Origin of the sequence: Amazonocrinis nigriterrae CENA67 (assembly GCF_016056305.1) — a bacterium.
Lineage (GTDB): Bacteria > Cyanobacteriota > Cyanobacteriia > Cyanobacteriales > Nostocaceae > Amazonocrinis > Amazonocrinis nigriterrae.
Genome location: NZ_JAECZC010000015.1, coordinates 62,411 through 81,196 on the forward strand (window position 1 = coordinate 62,411; position 18,786 = coordinate 81,196).

Here is an 18,786-nt window from a genome sequence, read left to right on the forward strand (position 1 = left end):
CTATTATTGCTGGAATTTATGCTTCGTCCAGTTCCTCTGAATTTACTAGTGCTGCTAATTACATAGTTTTTTTGTTCTTCCATAAATTTGTTCGCTTTAAGTTGATACCAGTGATAATAACATTAAATTTTTATTATTTTTCAGTAAAACTAAAATATCCTACCTTTCCTACTTTTCCCACTTTTCCTACTTTGTTACTTAGTATTGTTGGAGAAAAGATATGGCGATTGGTAAAAAAAATATTAGGTACTTAAACTTGACATTAACATTGGCAATTCCACTCTAGATTTTTATCAATAGATTGTTTTATAGTCAAAAATTGATTCGCTTATTGGGGATGAGATAAACTCTTCTACTAATCCTCAGTCGCCCTTCGGGTGACGTTAGTTCCCATGATTGCATCTCACGTCACTTACTTGGCAAGACTGCGCTGGCTTACCAGTCACCAGTCTCAATTAGACAAAAAAGGGGAATTCCACTAAGGGACTCAAGCCTGCGTAAATGCTATAGCCCTTGATGAAGACGCGATCGCGTGTCTTGATTGATCGCGGGCGTTGATAGACTCAATTTTCCAACAGCTAGAGTTACGGTAATTATGACCCCTAGCATTACAGATTCAGCAGTAAAAGCAGCGATCGCCGCTATGGCATCGGAGTCAGCAACGCCAGAAGAAAAAATCCAAATGCTGATCGAGATGGCACAAGGCTTTCAAAAAAAGCCCAAAACTGCCCAAGACTTGCGAAATGCAGTTGGGCTATATTACCGGGCGTATGAAATGTGTGGTGAGGAGTATCTCCTACTCAAAGCCAGGTCGAAAGCAGGAATGGCAGGGACGTTGCAGGCAATTCCGGATGGCGGAACTGAATTATTACTGCAAGCCAAGGCAAGTTATGAAGAGGCATTGCCAATTTTACAACAATTAGCCTCCCCTGAAGAAGTGGCAGAGGCACAGATGAACTTGGGGCTGGTATTGCAGTCGCTTGTGCCTTTCAATTTGGCACGGATGACAGACAGTATCCAAGCTTATCATGAAGCGTTGCGGGTGTTTACCTGGCAGGACTTTCCGCAGGAATACGCGATTTTATATAACAATATTGCGATCGCTTACCTTTCGATGCCCATGGCGTCACACACAGAATACTTGCGTCAGGGGTTAGCAGTACAGTCATTTGAAGTAGCACTGAAGCATATTAATTTGATTGATCATCCTAGAGAATATGCCATGTTGCAAAATAACTTGGGCAACGCTTTGCAATATTTAGTGAGTTCCCATCCTGTAGAGAACAATTTGCGGGCGATCGCAGCTTATAACGAGGCACTCAAAGTGCGTAACCCTAAAGACACACCTCTAGAGTACGCTAACACAATTTCTAACAAAGCCAACGCTTTATTCAACTTACCCGACGACCCCGAAAAACCAGAAAAAGGTAATTATCACAATTTATTACAAGCGCGTAATTACTATCAGCAAGCTAGAGAAATATTTACACAATATCAACAGATAGACCAAGCAGAAATAGTCAATCAAGCATTACAAGAATTAGAATTAGAATTCAAAAATTATGAGTCATAACTGATATTTTTTCAATTCAATTCCCAATTACCAATTCCCAACTAACATGAGTAATATTTTGAGTAATTAAACATGAGTAATTTTCTTACAAATATGGCAGATGGTGACTTGAACCTAACAACAGGATTATTATGGTTAATACTGGCAACAGTTGTATCTATGATTGGCGGTGCTATTGGCGGAATAATATTAGCAGGTAAAGATATAGGTTATTCTTTTTCAGCAATGCTTGGTGCATTATTTGCTCCTGCTGGTGCAATTCCTGCTATACTCTTAGGACTTATTTTACTGACTTTATTATCAAATTATTAGGAGGTAGCATGATAGAAATAGGGTGGTTTTCCGCAAAATTATTTTTTAAAGGAAAGCTATTACGCGACCCCATGCATTTTATTCGACAAACTGCAATTGGCACTAGCATTGGTTTTCTATTACTAGTATTGCTAGCTCAAGTTGATATTCCCTTTTGTTTACCAATAACATTGTCTAGCTTAGCAACTGGCATAATGATGCCATTTCTTCTCAAGGATTTCAAAATGAAATGAGGTGTTAGTTGTTAGTTGTCAGTTGTTAGTTATTATATTTTATTTACTTGCTGACCACTAACCACTGACTACTGACCACTGACCACTGACCACTGACCAATGACTAATGACCAACCTCGAAGAATTTATTCAAGAAATTAACCGATTTGAAGCAATTATATCCGAGTGGGATGAAAGCCAAAGATGCGTAGCAGTAGGTCTAAAAACGGCAATTGAAGCTTTACATAAAGAAGCTTTGACACGCTTGATTAAAAGTCTCAAGCAAGAATCAATGTCAGCTTTGCGTCTTGCTGTTACTGATGAAGTAGTGTATGCCGTACTGCTTTACCATGAACTAGTCAAACCACCCATTGTAGAACGCATTCAGACAGCCCTTGAGGAAGTTCGCCCAAGTTTAAAAAGTCATAACGGAGATATAGAACTGGTAGCTTTTAAACCACCAGATACTGTAGAAGTTAGGTTAATAGGAACTTGCAGCAGTTGTCCGGCTTCAACTTTAACTTTATCTCAAGGAGTAGAACAGGCAATTAAAAACCATTGCTCTGAAATCACCAAAGTAATTGCTGTTAATAACACTTCTATTGTCCACAAAACCAATTCTGGTTTAATCAGTCCATTTTCTCCACAAATAACTTCTACTTGGGTCAAAGTAGCAAATATTGAAGAACTTCCCGATTTTGGCGTATTGGTAAAAAAACTTGTTGGTCATTCACTAATTTTATATCGTCAAGGCAAGAAGGTTACCTGTTACTCTAATGCTTGTACTCACTTAGCATCTCCTCTAGATACAGGTAAGGTAGAAAATGGTATTATTACCTGTCCTTCTCATGGATTCCAATATAATTTACTAACTGGTGAATGCCTAACTGCTGCTGATGTTCGTTTACAGTCACATCCAGTAAAGATTAAAGGGGAGAAGGTTTTTGTAAAAAAAATAAAATGAGAGAAAGGTAATTTCAAATTGGAATTCCTCATACATTTGTTTCACAGCGTTAACTGCGGTTTTTGTATATCATATTGTGATTACTCCTACACCAAAATTACCCTCAGAAGTCACAGCTAATTTACAAAAATTACCTTTGTCACCTAAAGGTGCAGAGGTAATTTTAGGTAATATTTTAGAACCAGAAATATTAGCAATACCGCTAGCGCCTAGTCCCACAACAATGTTTGGCCCTCGTGGTGCTTGTTTATTCACAAATGGATCATTGTGGGTATCAGATACAGGGCATCATCGTTTATTGGGATGGCGTAATTTACCTACTAGAGATAGTCAAAGCGCTGATTGGGTAATTGGACAACCAGACTTTTACCATGAAGGACAAAATGCTAAAGGCAAATTGGGAAAGGCAACTCTGAGTGTACCAACTGGAATTTGTGCTTGTGAAAAAGGATTAGCAGTAGCAGATGCTTGGAATCATAGAATTTTAATTTGGAAAAATTTACCAGAAGATAGCAATGTTCCAGCAGATTTGGTGTTAGGGCAAGCTAATTTTACTGAAAACGAACCAAACCGAGGAAATCAAGCAGCATCAGCCAATACAATGCATTGGCCTTACGGCATTTTTTATCATCAAGGGCGGCTATTTGTTGCTGATACAGGCAATCGACGGGTATTAATTTGGCATCAAATGCCGACAGAAAATGGTCAACCAGCCGATTTAGTTCTGGGACAACCAGATATGATATCTCGTAATGAAAACGGGGGCAGTTCTCCAACTGCGGCGAGTATGCGTTGGTGTCATGATATTACCTTTTGGGGAGACAATTTAGTTGTTACTGATGCAGGTAATCATCGTGTGATGATTTGGCAAGGAATGCCAACAGAAAATAATGCCCCTTGTGCTGTGGTGTTAGGACAAAAAAGCTTTGATTTTGTGGAAATGAATCAAGGGCATTATGTCCCTAGTGGTAGTAGTTTGAGTATGCCTTATGGTGTTGGGGTTGCAGGTGATTGGCTGATAGTTGCAGATACTGCTAACTCCCGGTTGCTAGGATGGAGAAAGCCAGCATCAATATTATCATTACAGGGTGCGGTGGCGGATGCGATCGCTGGACAATTAAATTTTCAAAGTAAGGGAGAAAATCGCAATTTTGGATTGCCAAAGCGAGATAGTTTCAATTGGTGTTATGGCATAAAAATATGTGGTGACACTGCTGTAATAGCTGATTCTGGAAATAATCGAGTTTTGTTGTGGAGGTTCGATGAAAAAATTAACCACAAAGACGAGGCAGCGCGTTGGGGAGACAGCGCCGTGGGCGGGTTTCCCGACTTGAGGCGACTGTCGTCGGCTTTGCCGACTTGAAGCGACTGCCGTCACTAAGACACAAAGGAAATAAAAGTAGTAGCCTAGGTGCTTATGGCGATTGAGGAAATTAGAGTTCGTGGTACTGTTCAGGGGGTAGGATTTCGCCCTACTGTATATCGTCTTGCTAAAGCCTATGGGTTACGGGGAGATGTTTGTAATGATGGTGAAGGTGTTTTAATTCGAGTAGCTGGTAGTGAAGAAGCTTTAACAGAATTTATTACTAAATTACAACAAGAATGTCCGCCGTTGGCTAAAATTCAACAACTGAAACGAACTGTTTATAAAGGTGAATTTAAATTTGATGATTTTGTAATTTCTAATAGTGTTAATAATGCTATTAAAACAGAAATTGCTCCTGATGCTGCTACTTGTCCACAATGCCAACAAGAAATCTTTGACCCCTTTAGTCGCTTTTACCGCTACCCTTTTACTAACTGCACTCATTGCGGCCCGCGTCTGAGTATTATTCGCACCATTCCTTATGATAGATGCAATACCAGTATGTCTGCGTTTAGCATGTGTCCCGAATGTGCAAAGGAATACCACAATATTGAAAATCGTCGCTTTCATGCCCAACCTATAGCTTGCCATATCTGCGGGCCCAAAGCTTGGTTAGAACGTGCTGACGGTAAACCTGTCACCGCGTCGATGTTCTCTATGCTGGATGATGTTGATGCAGTTTGTACCTTATTGCAAAGAGGGGAAATTGTAGCAATTAAGGGTTTAGGTGGTATTCATTTAGCTTGCGATGCAACACAGGAAACAGCTGTACAAAAACTACGCCAGCGGAAAAAGCGCTATCATAAACCCTTTGCTTTAATGGCGCGGGATATATCAGTAATTGAAGCATACTGTAACATCAACGCTAAAGAAAAAGAATTATTGACAAGTCCTGCTGCACCTATTGTTTTACTGCAAAAGAAAACAGTTTATTCTTTGCTAAATACTCAATATTCAATTGCATCTTCAGTAGCACCAAGGCAAAATACCCTTGGTTTCATGTTACCTTATACGCCTTTACATCATTTAATTCTTAAGCGGATGAACCGCCCAATTGTTTTAACAAGTGGGAATCTTTCCGATGAACCGCAATGTATTAATAATGATGAAGTGCGAGATAAACTAGGCAAAATAGCTGATTATTTCCTCCTTCATAATCGGGCGATCGTCAATAGAGTAGATGATTCTGTTGTTCGAGTTGTCGGCGATAAAGTGCAAACAATTCGCCGTGCTAGAGGATACGCACCCGCGCCTATTAGTTTACCGCCAGGATTTGAGAATGTGCCGCCAATTTTAGCAATGGGCAGCGAATTAAAAAATACCTTTTGCTTATTACAAGAGAAAAAAGCAATTTTATCTCAACATTTGGGAGATTTAGAAAACGCTGCGGCTTTTAATGCTTATCAAGATACGTTGAATTTATACTTAAATTTATTTGAACATCAGCCAAATGCCATAGCCATCGACAAACACCCAGAATATCTTGCAAGTAAACTTGGTAAAGAACTAGCATCAGCCAATAAAATTAAACTGTATTCCATCCAACATCATCACGCCCATATTGCTGCTTGTATGGCAGAAAATGCAATTCCTTTAGATTCGCCACCAGTTTTAGGTATTGCTTTAGATGGATTAGGTTATGGCGAAGACGGTACAATCTGGGGTGGAGAATTTCTATTAGCAGATTATCGCCAATTCCAGCGCCTAGCAACATTTAAACCTGTGGCAATGATTGGTGGTGAACAAGCAATTTATCAACCTTGGCGTAATACCTATGCCCAGTTACTCGCCGCTAACCTTTGGAATAATTGTCAACAACAATATGCCGAGTTAGAAGTTGTAAAACTTTTGCAACAAAAACCACTCAAACTCATCAATCAACTTATAGAAAAAAGAATTAACTCACCTTCAGCCTCTTCAGTAGGACGGTTATTCGATGCATTAGCAGCAGCCATTGGCATTTGTCTAGAAGAATGTAGCTATGAAGGACAAGCCGCTATTGAAATGGAATCCCTAGTGGATATTAATAAATTAAATAATTGTGAAGAAACCAAAAAATACCATTTTAAATTTAGTTTATTAGATAATATTTACTGTATAGATCCAGCCCCCATGTGGCAAGCTTTACTAAATGACTTACAGCAGCAGATTCCTAAAAAAATTATAGCTACAAAATTTCATATCAGTTTAGCCAATGCCATAGTAGAAATGGTTAACATCCTTCGTCAAGAAAATCTGATTAATCAAGTTGTCCTCACAGGAGGAGTATTTCAAAATACTATTTTATTAGAGCAAGTAACCAACCGCCTACAATCCTTAAAAATTGATGTACTAACACAGAGCTTACTTCCTGCAAATGACGGCAGCTTATCTCTAGGACAAGCCATCATTACAGCCGCCCAATTAATGAATAATTAATAATATTAACCACTTTCTCTTAACAAATCTTTTCTCTGCGCCCTCTGCGTCTGGTGCGGTTCGTTCATCTTCAAAAAGGAAAATAAAAATGTGTTTAGGAATTCCCGGACAAATCATCGAAATAACTAACGCCAACCACAAATTAGCCATCGTCAACATTGGTGGAGTCAAACGCCAAGTAAATATTGCCTGCATAGTTGACGAACAACATCCTCCAGAAGCATGTATAGGAGATTGGGTATTAGTTCATGTTGGCTTCGCCATGAATAGAATTAACGAACAAGAAGCCGCAGAAACCTTAAAACTATTACAAGAACTAGCAGAAATTACTAATTAAAATTCTTCTTTCTCTTCTTCCTTCGTGTCCTTTGTGTCCTTTGCGGTTCGTTACCTCTTATTCCCCACTTCCTATGAAATATGTAGACGAATTTCGAGAACCAGAAAAAGCTGAAGCCTTACGCCGCCAAATTGCAAAATTAAGCCAGCAGCTAGAAAAACCAATCAAAATTATGGAAGTATGTGGCGGACATACCCACTCCATCTTTAAATATGGTATCGAAGAAATTCTACCCGAAACCATCGAGTTAATTCATGGGCCTGGTTGTCCAGTATGCGTCATGCCAAAAGGGAGATTAGATGATGCGATCGCAATCTCCCAAAATCATAACGTCATCTTGGCTACCTTTGGCGATACTATGCGCGTTCCCGGTTCCAAAACCAGCTTACTCCAAGCCAAAGCCCAAGGCGCAGACATACGTATGGTGTACTCACCGCTAGACAGCCTGCAAATTGCTAAAGACAACCCCGATAAAGAAATCGTCTTTTTCGCCCTCGGCTTTGAAACTACAGCCCCCAGCACAGCCTTCACAATTTTGCAAGCAGCAGCCGAAAAAATTCATAACTTTAGTATGTTTTGTAATCACGTCCTCGTGATACCCGCCCTGCAAGCATTATTAAATAATCCTGATTTGCAACTAGATGGATTTGTCGGCCCTGGTCATGTCAGCATGGTAATTGGTACAGACCCTTATGAATTTATTGCCCAACAATATCATAAACCAATTGTAATTTCTGGATTTGAACCATTAGATATACTTCAATCAATTTGGATGCTGTTACAACAGCTAATTGAAAATCGTTGTGAAGTGGAAAACCAATATAACCGACTAGTAGAAAAAGCTGGTAATCCAGTAGCATTAAATGCCATGAACCATGTTTTTATTGTACGAGAAAACTTTGATTGGCGTGGCTTAGGTGACATACCTTATTCAGGCTTAAAAATCCATCCTGATTATGCACAATTTGATGCAGAACTAAAATTTACCATTCCAAACCGCAAAGTTGCTGACCATAAAGCTTGTCAATGTGGAGAAATCCTTAAAGGAGTTTTAAAACCTTGGCAATGTAAAGTATTTGGTACAGCTTGTACTCCAGAAACACCCATTGGTACTTGTATGGTATCTTCCGAAGGTGCTTGTGCAGCTTATTACAAATACGGAAGATTTTCCCATCTTGCTAATAAAAAAATTGCTGAACAAGAAATGATAATTCTAACGCCATAACCTAAGATGAAAGTGACCAACCCAAACCTTACAACACAATCATCTTGTGATTGGAGTACAATCATATGCCATTCGTTACAGTCAAAATTGCCCGTGGTCATTCCATCGAAAAAAAACGGCGACTAGTAGAAGCCCTAACCAATGCCTTAGTTTCAGCGTTAGATACTAAACCAGAATGGATAACTATTCACATTGATGAATTTGAACGCGAGAATTGGGCTGTAGGTGGTCTATTACACTCCGATAGACATCGTGGTAGACATGACGAAGCAGGCAGATAAGATATAGTTAGCAAATTGTAGGGTGTATGAATTTGGTAAGATTTACACACCCTACAATATGATATCCAAACAATTTGTAAAAAACTTTAACAATGGATATTTCTTTAAATAAATCAACTAAAAATACCCTTTTTCAAAAAATAGAACAAGTCCGCCGCCGCCAAGGAAAAGTTCAAGATACGCATATCACCCTCGCACATGGTAGCGGTGGTAAAGCAATGCGCGATTTAATTGATGATATCTTTGTCAGTAGTTTTGATAATCCGATTCTCTCACAGTTAGAAGACCAAGCTAGTTTGAATTTATCTAATCTTCTACAACAAGGAGATAGACTGGCTTTCACCACTGATTCCTATGTTGTAGATCCTTTATTTTTTCCTGGTAGTGATATTGGTGAATTAGCTGTAAATGGTACAATTAATGATTTAGCTGTCAGCGGTGCTAAACCGTTATATCTCACCTGTAGCGTTATTTTAGAAGAAGGTTTACCTGTGGAAATTTTGCGGCGTGTTGCTAAAAGTATGAAAGCAGCCGCGAATAAAGCTGGTGTGCAAATCGTTACCGGTGATACTAAAGTTGTACATCGTGGTGCTGCTGATAAACTATTTATTAATACTGCTGGTATTGGCGTTATTCTGGCGGGAGTCAGCATTTCCGCCCACAATATTCAACCTGGAGATGTAGTAATTATTAATGGTGAATTAGGCAATCATGGTACAGCAATTTTAATTGCCCGTGGGGAGTTAGCATTAGAAACCGATATTGAAAGTGACTGTCAACCGTTGCATAATTTAGTCGAAACTATCCTCAAAGTTTGCCCACAAGTACATGCAATGCGGGATGCTACACGGGGGGGGTTAGCCACAGTTTTAAATGAATTTGCCCTCAGTTCTAATGTAGGGATTCGTATTAATGAAGAGTCTATACCAGTGCGTGAAGAAGTTCAAGGAGTTTGCGAAATCTTAGGTTTAGATCCGTTATATCTAGCGAATGAAGGTAAGCTGGTAGTGGTGGTTGCACGAGAGAATGCTGAGGCTGTTTTATCAGCGATGAAATCTCACCCCGCAGGTAAAGATGCTTGTATCATTGGTGAAGTTATTGCTTCACCCCCAGGGGTTGTCTTTTTAAAAACCGCTTTTGGTACTGAAAGAATTGTGGATATGTTGGTAGGTGAACAATTGCCACGAATTTGTTAATTGAACCACAAAGACACAGAGACACAAAGAAAGAGAATGCTTAAAGGAGTAGTGTGCAAGAAAAGATTTATATGCAATTGGTATAATTTTAATAATTTTCTCTATGCATGAACTAGGAATTACACAAAATATTGTGGTAATTGTTTCTGAACATGCCAAAGCTAAAAAAGTTTTACGAGTTGTGTTAGAAATTGGCAAACTTTCAGCAATTATGCCTGATGCTGTGCAATTTTGTTTTGATATTTGTACTCAAGGGACAGTTTTAGAAGGTTCGACTTTAGAAATTATAGAAATACCTGGTTTAGCACGATGTCGGCAATGTGGTACTGAAATAGCTTTGGATAAACCGTTTGGTGTTTGTAACTGTGGTAGCGTGCATTTAGATTTAATAACTGGTGAAGAACTAAAAATTAAGGAAATAGAAATAGAGGAAGTATGTGTGTAACTTGTGGTTGTTCTGATGATAGTGAAGGGAAAGTTACTAATTTAGAAACAGGTGAATTTGAACACAACCATCATCACCATACTCACACTTTACCTGATGGTACTGTAATTACTCATTCACATAGTCACGACACTCATAGCGAAGTATCTCAAATTCACGCCAAAATTCATAATACAACTATATCTTTAGAACAAGATATTTTAGCAAAAAATAATCTAATTGCAGCCCAAAATCGGGGTTGGTTCAAAGGGCGAAATATTCTTGCTTTAAATTTAATGAGTTCTCCTGGTGCAGGAAAAACAACTCTTTTAACGCAAACTATCAATGATTTAAAACATCAGCTTACCATTAGTGTTATTGAAGGCGACCAAGAAACAACTAATGACGCTCAAAAAATTAGAGAAACAGGTTGTAAAGTTATCCAAATTAATACGGGGACAGGCTGTCATCTGGATGCATCAATGATAGACAGGGGTTTACAACAACTAAATCCACCTTTGAACTCAGTTGTGATGATTGAAAATGTGGGAAATTTGGTTTGTCCCGCTTTATTTGATTTAGGAGAACAGGCAAAAGTAGTAATTCTTTCGGTGACAGAGGGAGAAGATAAACCGATAAAATATCCCCATATGTTTCGTGCTAGTGAGATTATGATTCTCACTAAAATTGACTTGCTACCTTACGTGCAGTTTGATGTGCAAAAATGTATAGAATATGCGCGACAGGTTAATCCGCATATTGAGATTTTTCAGGTTTCTGCAAAAACTGGCATAGGATTAGATAATTGGTATAAATGGCTATCTGAAAAGTCCACAAACTTGTCAAATCCAGAATTTCTCACAAGTGAGGAAAAATCATTAATATAATCAATATTCAGGGTAGTCCAATTTATACATCAATTATTTAGTCAGGAAACCGATACCAAACTACTATAAATTTTTGCTGATTTAGATTTTCAACGTTTTTCATCCCTCTTCTTTCAAGCTTTGTGATATGACCGTGGTCATATGTGTTAGGACACGGCTATATCACAAAGCCTTGAAATAACTGGGTTTTTACTCAGCACTTTGCTATAAATCTGGGAAGAGGGTACTTTAAGAGGGGCTATGAATTAGATGATTTATCCTGCGATGATTTATCTTGCTTTACTTTTTTGAGTAATTCTATGTAGACATTAACCTCATTAACTTCTAAATCATGTTCAACTTTAGTTACTCTCCATTTATCCTTTTTTATGTAAATTTCCTCTCCTATTCTGGGAACAAATTGTAGATCATAGAACTTTTTAAGAAAATCTTTTTGATTTTCTTCCCATAAGATTACTTTGGCTACTTCTTTGCTCATTGGTTATCCTTTTTTGCTACTAAATTAAGTCAGTACTTTAATGACATATATTAAGCAACTTTATCTTACTAATTCAACTTAATACGGTAGTTAAAGCCACATTAAACCCATTTGTAAAAAGAATGTGAGAGATAGATTCACCCAACCCAGACACACAAAGCAATTCTCAACCCCAAATCTCAAATCCCAAATACGGTATAGTTAAGGATAAAAATAAAAATATACTTGCAAGACTAAATTAGTCAAACGACAAAAGTATTATCTCGCTTTGTTGTGCTGCTTTGCTAAAAAAATTGACTAACTGAGCATATAAATCAAGATGATGTGGCTCCATATAGGCTCTGCTTTTGGAAGATTCAAATAATTGATTAAGACGATTTTGTAAATCCTCAACAGAAACATGATTTAAAACTTCAGCTATATCGTTAACTTCGCTTACAGTGAAATAACGTACCATTCCATAAGTTGCTTCCCACTGTGTTGCTTTTCCTCCCATAAACATGTTTTTAAGCCAGGTTTCACTATTAGTTTTGTCATCATATGGAAATTCACCTGTAAACAAGAAGTATAGCGATCGCCAATATTTATCAAGGTCTAGATAGCGATCGCTAACTCTTAATGCTTCAAAATAAGCATGGATCTCTTCATCTGTTTCTAAATCATCACCAAAATAAATACTAGCATACGCCTCATCATTATGTAATCTTTCAAACTCTTCAGGTGTGAGGCGTCTGTAACTCAGTTCAATACCCATAAAAGCTTTGTCAAAAATACTCAACTACCGCAGCAATAGCCGCAGCTATTTCTTCCATAATTTCAGTCGAACATTCTCCAATTTTACGGATGAATCTTTGCACATCCATACCGCGCAATTGTAAAACATCTACAGCAGAAGCTTTTGTTAAATTATTCGTTTTATCTGATTCAATTTTGACATGCCAGATATTACCAGTGTAATATTCCTTCAAATCTGTAATTGGTGCTATTAATTTAATGGGCAATTTACCAACACCATCAGAACTTACCACTACAGCAGGTCTGACTTTTTTAATTTCTGCTCCCACTGTTGGGTCAAAATTAGCCAGCCAAATATCACCCCGTTTAGGCCCAAGAGAGCTAATAATCAATTAAGTCTCCTGCCTCTAATTCTTGCCATTCTTTATCTTGCTGGTAATGTAGTAACATTAACTCAGCTTGTTCTGCTAGTATACGCTGCCGTTCTTCTAGTGGCAACTTCATAAACTCACGACGGCTGATGTTTTTGTATTTTATAGGCGTTTCTATTTTTTCTAGCTGGGTATTCTCACTTGGAGTAGTAAACTTTGAAACTTCCATAAATTAACTGTAATTGGTAATTGCTCTTGATGCTGTCGATGAAAAAATCCAGAACTAAAACTCCTCTATTGTTACCAATCCATTTTCAGTAAACTGTATTACAAGTTCATGCTCATCAAGTAAAGCTGTACCTAATAAAGGTAGCCGTCCTGTAGCAAGTACATTAACTTCCCGTTCTTCTCCATTCCAAATAATAGTAGCTTGGTGTACTGGCAAGATTACATTACTATTGTCAGCCAAATTTGCATATGCATCATACAAGAAAGGAAAACCCAACAAACTAACTGCTGCCGAAGGTAGGGAAAGAAATTCTGTAAAACCTGTATCAATCAAAAATTCAATACTAAAATCTGGTTGATTTGGCAGTCGAAATATTATATTAACGCTTGGGCGTCCGTTCTTGACAATGCCAGAAATTACCGAGTATCACGCTCCATTTCGCCACTGAAGGAAGCAGCAACTTTGTAACCTATACGAATACCAAAAAATCGAGCTAATGGGTGTTTGTTTCGTAAATATCGCGCCGATTCTATACCTGTTTTGTCAACTGCGTAATCACCTGTTTCTATATCAATAATCACCATTTTACCGATATTTTCTTCTCGTTCCACTTGTTGACGAATGTTATTTTCGTATAGTTCTTTGGCACGTCGTCCAACTTCTTCGCGGCTTAAAAGTATGGTTTGCACAATTTTACTCCTTACTACTATTTGAAAGATGTTGTTTTAGAGGTGATGACTTTAATGGATATTATCGCAAACCAAACTCTGCAACTAAAGCTGGGTTTGAAGCGAGGATACTTTCAAGATGGCTCTCTGGCCATAACTCAATCGTCATAGCTGAATCTGATTGGTTGTGTTTCTCGACATAGCTAACAGCATCAGATGTAAAGCGCCCTGTTGTAGCAATTACTAAAATATCCACTCTTGGCGGTTCCCAAAGTTTTACCTGCCCTTGTAGTACAATAATCTCTGATGGAGGAACGCTTTTAGTAAGCCAATGTTTACACTGAATAATAATGCGTTTACGGATTGTCCCACTTAATTGATCCTGATAAACTCGATAAACAGACAGATCACGACCACGATCGGGGGCGTTAGTGTGCATCAACCATTCAGGATTCTGATAACTTTGTTTTTCTGAAGTGAGTAAATTAAATATTAAACGTTCAAAGTTTTCAGCAGAAAGCTTTTCCCAATTTAACCTAGTAGAAATAGAGCCTGAAGGCTTTGATGCAACAAGCTCGGCTAAATCATTAATTTCAACTGAGATTGGTTCATTTGCAGTGTATAGTGATACTTGAAATCCTTTTTTTATAGATGGCCAATCATATAGGACAATATCTCTCAAATCATTAATTTGTGCATAAGAAATATGACGTTTTATGTCGTTCCATCCTTGAGTACGAGGTACGCTACTACCAAGTAAGACATCTATTTGCTTTATCTTATTACGGAGGATCTGCCAATCTGCATCTTCAATTTTTTTACAAACAGGTTCATATTTATAGTCAACAGGATAAATTTTTTGAAGTCTATCTAGTACTTGATCTATTTCATGAGAAATTTCTAACACTGTGTTTTGAACAAGCTTTCGTCGCTTTTGATTGAAATGAAATCTATACTCCCTTAGTTCTTTGCCAGGCTCTTGAATTCGACGCTCTACTTCAATTTCAAATTCTAGTACTCCAACTTGATGTGCATCAAGACGATCTTGGGCAATCTCATCAAGACTACAAGGTAGTGATGTCGGTTTCCACCCATCAATCAATGGTAAACCTGTGAGTATATGTTCATAGGAACGGCAAGCATCTTCATAATCAGGATTTACCCCGAATACAATTCCTTCAGGTATATTGTTTTGTAGCAAATTCCATAAATTTTCTAGTTTGACTAAATTTGCTTCAACAGCTTCAAATTGACGTAAAGCTTGATCTAATTGGCTCATATACAAATGAAAATAAATTATATATTTAGTAATAGCCTTAGCTTTTTTTATCTGTCTGTTAGGTAGATATTGTCAGCATAATAATTTCTTCCAAACTTATTCATGAAGTTTAACTAATTCACGCTAATTCTGTAGCTAATAGCCTACCTGTAATTGGTTCATACTCATCTTCTAATAACCATAACTTGGCTGTCTCATAACTTTGACTAGAAAATATAACTTTATAACCCTGCGCCGGATCATAAATTTGGCAATTTTCCTCACTATCGCAGAGCAATAAAAGAATGTATGGAGGAGACAACATTGGATCTATCCATACTTCTGTAAATTCCCAGTCATTCTTCACTAGGTTTTGTTCGGGGGATGACATGGTATTGGTTGTCTGCATTGATTTTTATCTCCCCATAATTGAGTGGAATACGGCTACCATCTGGACTGATTCTATAACCTATTGGTTCATTAAAAAACATTCCGTAGCGTTCATATCCTCGAATAATTCCAGTAAACTGTCCACTTTCTATTATGGCTTGGGCAACTTGGTTCATGGTAGTTTCATCATTAAATACATGAGCTGCAAGTCCTCGTTTAATAAGTCTTTGCATTTGAGGTGTACCTGCTATATGCTTAGCAACTTGTTTAACGTCAAGAGTAATTTGACGATCAATTCCGCTCATTGAACTCACGTAAAAATAGGAGAGATGAAACTAAAGTGATTATGAGTTTTTTAAGGTTCAGCTGCGACTATCTACTCTGCTACGTCTTTACACAAAAAACGGTAGAGAAATTTATCCTCTACCGTTTCCTAATATTTTATTTGAGATTTAATCCCAAAATTTAAATCTTACTCAATGCCTTGGGGTAACAATTCCCGTGGCTGTTGAGAACTTACTTGAACATTACCATTTTCATCTACATCCACAACGGCTGTATCGCCATCTTTGATGCGACCAGAAAGGATTTCTTCTGCTAGGCTATCTTCCAACAAACGCATAATCGCCCGACGTAATGGTCTTGCACCATAGCTGGGGCTGTAACCTTCTTGGATTAAGCGGTCTTTGAAGCGTTCGGTGACTTCTAAGGTGATACCTTTTTCTGTCAGGCGGCCAAACACTTCTTTGAGCATGATGTCGGCGATTTGGGTCACTTCGTCTCTGCTCAATTGACGGAAGACGATGATTTCATCCAAGCGGTTGAGGAACTCTGGACGGAAGTACTGTTTGAGTTCTTCGTTGACCAAAGTCTTAATGCGGTTGTATTGTGATTCGCCAGCATCGTCGGCAAATTCAAAGCCGATGGTGGAGGCACCTTTCTCAATTACCTTAGAACCGATGTTAGAAGTTAAAATCAGCAAGGTATTCTTAAAGTCAACGGTGCGACCTTTGGCGTCGGTTAAGCGACCGTCTTCTAAAATTTGCAGCAGCATGTTGAATACATCGGGGTGCGCTTTTTCGATTTCGTCGAACAGCACCACTGTGTAAGGACGACGGCGCACAGCTTCGGTTAACTGACCACCTTCGTTGTAACCAACATAGCCTGGAGGCGAACCAATCAGTTTGCTGACGGTGTGACGCTCCATGTATTCGGACATATCCAGGCGGATCATTGCTTCTTCGGAACCGAAGAAGTAAGAAGCCAAGGATTTTGCTAACTCAGTTTTACCCACCCCGGTAGGCCCGGAGAAGACAAAGCTAGCAATGGGGCGATTGGGATTTTTCAAACCGACACGAGCGCGGCGAATGGCTCGTGAAACTGCCTTCACAGCATCTTCTTGACCAATTAAACGCTGGTGCAAGGTGTCTTCCATGTGCAGCAGCTTCTCAGATTCGGATTCGGTGAGTTTGTTCACCGGTACGCCTGTCCAGGAAGCGACGATGTGGGCGATGTCTTCTTCGGTGACTACTGGTTCTTCACCTTCGTTACCGGAAGCGTTGGTTTTGCTTTGAGCGATCGCGCGAATTTCCGCTTTGATTTCCATTTCGCGATCGCGCAATTCCCCAGCCCGATCAAAGTCTTGGGAACGCACTGCATCGTCTTTTTCTTTAAGTATTTGCCGCAGTTCCTTATCCAACTCTTTGGCTGCGGGTGGCAGTTGGGAGTTAATCAAACGGACGCGAGAACCTGCTTCGTCAATCAAGTCGATGGCTTTATCTGGCAAATAGCGATCGCTAATGTAACGGTCAGACAATTTCGCCGCCGCCACCAAGGCTTCATCGGAAATTTTCAGCTTGTGGTGTTGCTCGTAGCGATCGCGTAGACCGTACAAAATTTCAATTGTTTCATCTACAGTTGGTTCACCGACCATTACTGGCTGGAAGCGACGTTCCAAGGCTGCATCCCGCTCGATGTGCTTGCGGTATTCATCCAAGGTGGTCGCGCCGATGCACTGTAATTCACCTCTAGCCAAAGCTGGCTTGAGGATATTTGCTGCGTCGATGGCACCTTCTGCTGCACCCGCACCAATTAGGGTGTGAACTTCGTCAATCACAAGAATGACATTACCCGCCTGGCGAATTTCGTCCATGATTTTCTTCAGGCGTTCTTCAAATTCACCCCGGTACTTGGTTCCTGCTACCAATAAGCCGATATCTAGTGTCACCACGCGCTTATCTTCCAAGATGTCAGGGACATCTTTGTTAGCAATGCGTGAAGCTAGACCTTCAGCGATCGCAGTTTTACCTACCCCTGGTTCCCCAATCAGCACTGGGTTATTTTTAGTCCGGCGACCCAAAATCTGAATCACCCGCTCAATTTCTTTGGCACGTCCTACCACTGGGTCGAGCTTATTATCTGTCGCCATTTGGGTTAGGTTCGAGCCAAATTCATCCAAAGTTGGAGTTTTGGTGCGCCCCGATTGTCCGGTAGCCGAAACTTCTGCTGTTTCTCCCAGCATCCGAATCACTTGGGTTCTTACCTTAGATAGATCCACCCCTAGGTTTTCTAGCACCCTGGCTGCCACACCTTCCCCTTCCCGGATTAGGCCCAACAGCAGATGCTCGGTGCCAATGTAGTTATGCCCTAACTGGCGCGCTTCTTCTAAGGATAGTTCTAGAACTCGCTTTGCCCGTGGCGTAAACGGAATTTCCACAGCCACAAAGCCAGAACCCCGCCCGATGATTTTTTCTACTTCAATCCGGGCATCTTTGAGATTGACACCCATAGATTTCAGCACTTTGGCCGCCACTCCCGTCCCTTCCCCGATCAGACCCAGGAGGATCTGTTCGGTGCCGACGAAATTGTGACCTAAACGGCGGGCCTCTTCTTGGGCCAGCATGATTACCTTAATTGCTTTTTCTGTGAAGCGTTCAAACATAGCTTTATCCCATCACCTGCGTCGTGCCGGTACGCTGATTTTAGCACAGGCTAAGCTTTTGGACGCCTGTATAAAGATTATAGACGCCCAAGAGCTAATACCCAAGTTAATGGTGCAATTGCTAACTATTTGTTACGTTTTATGTAGCTAGTATACTGAGGAGCTTGAATTTACCAGCATTTCTGAGGTTTATTACTCACAGCCTATTCCTGTGGTTAATATTCTATTTTTCTGGTCACAAATATCAATTCATATCATATTTGTTTTACAAATGTCAAGTAAATTTAGTATTTATATATTTTATTTAATGAAATAATTTTAAAGATTAAATATTTTAATAGGATAAATTGTCTGAAAATAAGTTTTTTTTCATGAAATTATGATGGGGACTGGGGACTGGGGAACTCGGAGCCCCCACGACCGCAGGAAGTGGGGATTAGGGGCAATAGGGACTGGGAAAAAATATTAGTTAATCAAACAGCGGTTTCTTCCCAATCCCCAATCCCCAATCCCCAATCCCC

Annotated in this window: 22 protein-coding genes; 12 read left to right on the top strand and 10 right to left on the bottom strand. The window is 39.3% G+C overall.

Features of this window, described 5'->3' with window-relative positions; all coding sequences use genetic code 11:
• The first annotated feature begins 595 nt into the window (after positions 1-595).
• From I8748_RS11060 to hypB, 12 genes are all read left to right on the top strand, one after another.
• The gene (locus I8748_RS11060; protein WP_198124630.1) at positions 596-1,573 is read left to right on the top strand and encodes a hypothetical protein; all 978 of its coding nucleotides are present in this window, start codon (positions 596-598) and stop codon (positions 1,571-1,573) included.
• Positions 1,574-1,645: 72 nt separating this feature from the next.
• Entirely contained in the window at positions 1,646-1,885 is a 240-nt protein-coding gene (locus I8748_RS11065) for a hypothetical protein (RefSeq protein WP_198124631.1), read from the top strand.
• A gap of 8 nt (positions 1,886-1,893) precedes the next feature.
• Positions 1,894-2,118 (top strand): hypothetical protein, encoded by a 225-nt coding sequence (locus tag I8748_RS35030; RefSeq protein ID WP_225896380.1) that lies wholly within the window; start codon positions 1,894-1,896, stop codon positions 2,116-2,118.
• A 106-nt stretch (positions 2,119-2,224) separates the two neighbouring features.
• Positions 2,225-3,061 carry a NifU family protein gene (locus tag I8748_RS11070; protein WP_198124632.1) on the top strand — a complete coding sequence of 279 codons (837 nt, stop codon included), beginning with the start codon at positions 2,225-2,227 and terminating at the stop codon, positions 3,059-3,061.
• A 79-nt stretch (positions 3,062-3,140) separates the two neighbouring features.
• Positions 3,141-4,424, top strand: a complete 1,284-nt coding sequence (locus I8748_RS11075; protein WP_318781208.1) for an NHL repeat-containing protein — start codon at positions 3,141-3,143, stop codon at positions 4,422-4,424.
• A gap of 54 nt (positions 4,425-4,478) precedes the next feature.
• Positions 4,479-6,845 (top strand): carbamoyltransferase HypF, encoded by a 2,367-nt coding sequence (gene hypF, locus I8748_RS11080; RefSeq protein WP_198124633.1) that lies wholly within the window; start codon positions 4,479-4,481, stop codon positions 6,843-6,845.
• Positions 6,846-6,933: 88 nt separating this feature from the next.
• Entirely contained in the window at positions 6,934-7,182 is a 249-nt protein-coding gene (locus I8748_RS11085; protein ID WP_198124634.1) for a HypC/HybG/HupF family hydrogenase formation chaperone, read from the top strand.
• A 73-nt stretch (positions 7,183-7,255) separates the two neighbouring features.
• Positions 7,256-8,407, top strand: coding sequence for a hydrogenase formation protein HypD (hypD, locus tag I8748_RS11090; protein WP_198124635.1), 1,152 nt, complete (start codon positions 7,256-7,258; stop codon positions 8,405-8,407).
• Positions 8,408-8,472: 65 nt separating this feature from the next.
• Positions 8,473-8,688 (top strand): tautomerase family protein, encoded by a 216-nt coding sequence (locus tag I8748_RS11095; RefSeq protein WP_096557441.1) that lies wholly within the window; start codon positions 8,473-8,475, stop codon positions 8,686-8,688.
• A 92-nt stretch (positions 8,689-8,780) separates the two neighbouring features.
• Positions 8,781-9,884, top strand: coding sequence for a hydrogenase expression/formation protein HypE (hypE, locus tag I8748_RS11100; protein WP_198124636.1), 1,104 nt, complete (start codon positions 8,781-8,783; stop codon positions 9,882-9,884).
• Positions 9,885-9,987: 103 nt separating this feature from the next.
• Entirely contained in the window at positions 9,988-10,329 is a 342-nt protein-coding gene (gene hypA, locus I8748_RS11105; protein WP_198124637.1) for a hydrogenase maturation nickel metallochaperone HypA, read from the top strand.
• Positions 10,320-11,195, top strand: coding sequence for a hydrogenase nickel incorporation protein HypB (hypB, locus tag I8748_RS11110; protein WP_198124638.1), 876 nt, complete (start codon positions 10,320-10,322; stop codon positions 11,193-11,195). Before hypA ends, hypB begins: the two co-directional genes overlap by 10 nt.
• 238 nt (positions 11,196-11,433) lie before the next feature.
• Here hypB and I8748_RS11115 read toward each other — a convergent pair whose 3' ends face one another.
• The 10 genes from I8748_RS11115 to I8748_RS11160 all read right to left on the bottom strand — a co-directional run bounded on the left by I8748_RS11115 (position 11,434) and on the right by I8748_RS11160 (position 18,265).
• Positions 11,434-11,673 carry a hypothetical protein gene (locus tag I8748_RS11115; RefSeq protein ID WP_198124639.1) on the bottom strand — a complete coding sequence of 80 codons (240 nt, stop codon included), beginning with the start codon at positions 11,671-11,673 and terminating at the stop codon, positions 11,434-11,436.
• Positions 11,674-11,911: 238 nt separating this feature from the next.
• Entirely contained in the window at positions 11,912-12,427 is a 516-nt protein-coding gene (locus I8748_RS11120; protein ID WP_198124650.1) for a DUF1877 family protein, read from the bottom strand.
• A gap of 10 nt (positions 12,428-12,437) precedes the next feature.
• The gene (locus tag I8748_RS11125) at positions 12,438-12,800 is read right to left on the bottom strand and encodes a type II toxin-antitoxin system PemK/MazF family toxin (protein ID WP_198124640.1); all 363 of its coding nucleotides are present in this window, start codon (positions 12,798-12,800) and stop codon (positions 12,438-12,440) included.
• Positions 12,790-13,008: a hypothetical protein gene (locus I8748_RS11130; protein ID WP_198124641.1), complete on the bottom strand. Its 219-nt coding sequence runs from the start codon at positions 13,006-13,008 to the stop codon at positions 12,790-12,792. Before I8748_RS11130 ends, I8748_RS11125 begins: the two co-directional genes overlap by 11 nt.
• A gap of 54 nt (positions 13,009-13,062) precedes the next feature.
• Positions 13,063-13,425 carry a clan AA aspartic protease gene (locus I8748_RS11135; protein WP_198124651.1) on the bottom strand — a complete coding sequence of 121 codons (363 nt, stop codon included), beginning with the start codon at positions 13,423-13,425 and terminating at the stop codon, positions 13,063-13,065.
• Positions 13,425-13,697: a hypothetical protein gene (locus I8748_RS11140; RefSeq protein ID WP_198124642.1), complete on the bottom strand. Its 273-nt coding sequence runs from the start codon at positions 13,695-13,697 to the stop codon at positions 13,425-13,427. Before I8748_RS11140 ends, I8748_RS11135 begins: the two co-directional genes overlap by 1 nt.
• A 61-nt stretch (positions 13,698-13,758) precedes the next feature.
• Positions 13,759-14,955 (bottom strand): restriction endonuclease, encoded by a 1,197-nt coding sequence (locus tag I8748_RS11145; protein WP_198124643.1) that lies wholly within the window; start codon positions 14,953-14,955, stop codon positions 13,759-13,761.
• A gap of 118 nt (positions 14,956-15,073) precedes the next feature.
• A complete protein-coding gene (locus I8748_RS11150; protein WP_198124644.1) occupies positions 15,074-15,343 on the bottom strand; it encodes a hypothetical protein in 270 nt (89 codons plus the stop codon).
• Positions 15,291-15,629: a DUF6972 family protein gene (locus I8748_RS11155; protein ID WP_198124645.1), complete on the bottom strand. Its 339-nt coding sequence runs from the start codon at positions 15,627-15,629 to the stop codon at positions 15,291-15,293. Before I8748_RS11155 ends, I8748_RS11150 begins: the two co-directional genes overlap by 53 nt.
• 167 nt (positions 15,630-15,796) lie before the next feature.
• Positions 15,797-18,265, bottom strand: a complete 2,469-nt coding sequence (locus I8748_RS11160) for an ATP-dependent Clp protease ATP-binding subunit (protein ID WP_198124646.1) — start codon at positions 18,263-18,265, stop codon at positions 15,797-15,799.
• Between the last annotated feature and the right edge of the window lie 521 nt (positions 18,266-18,786).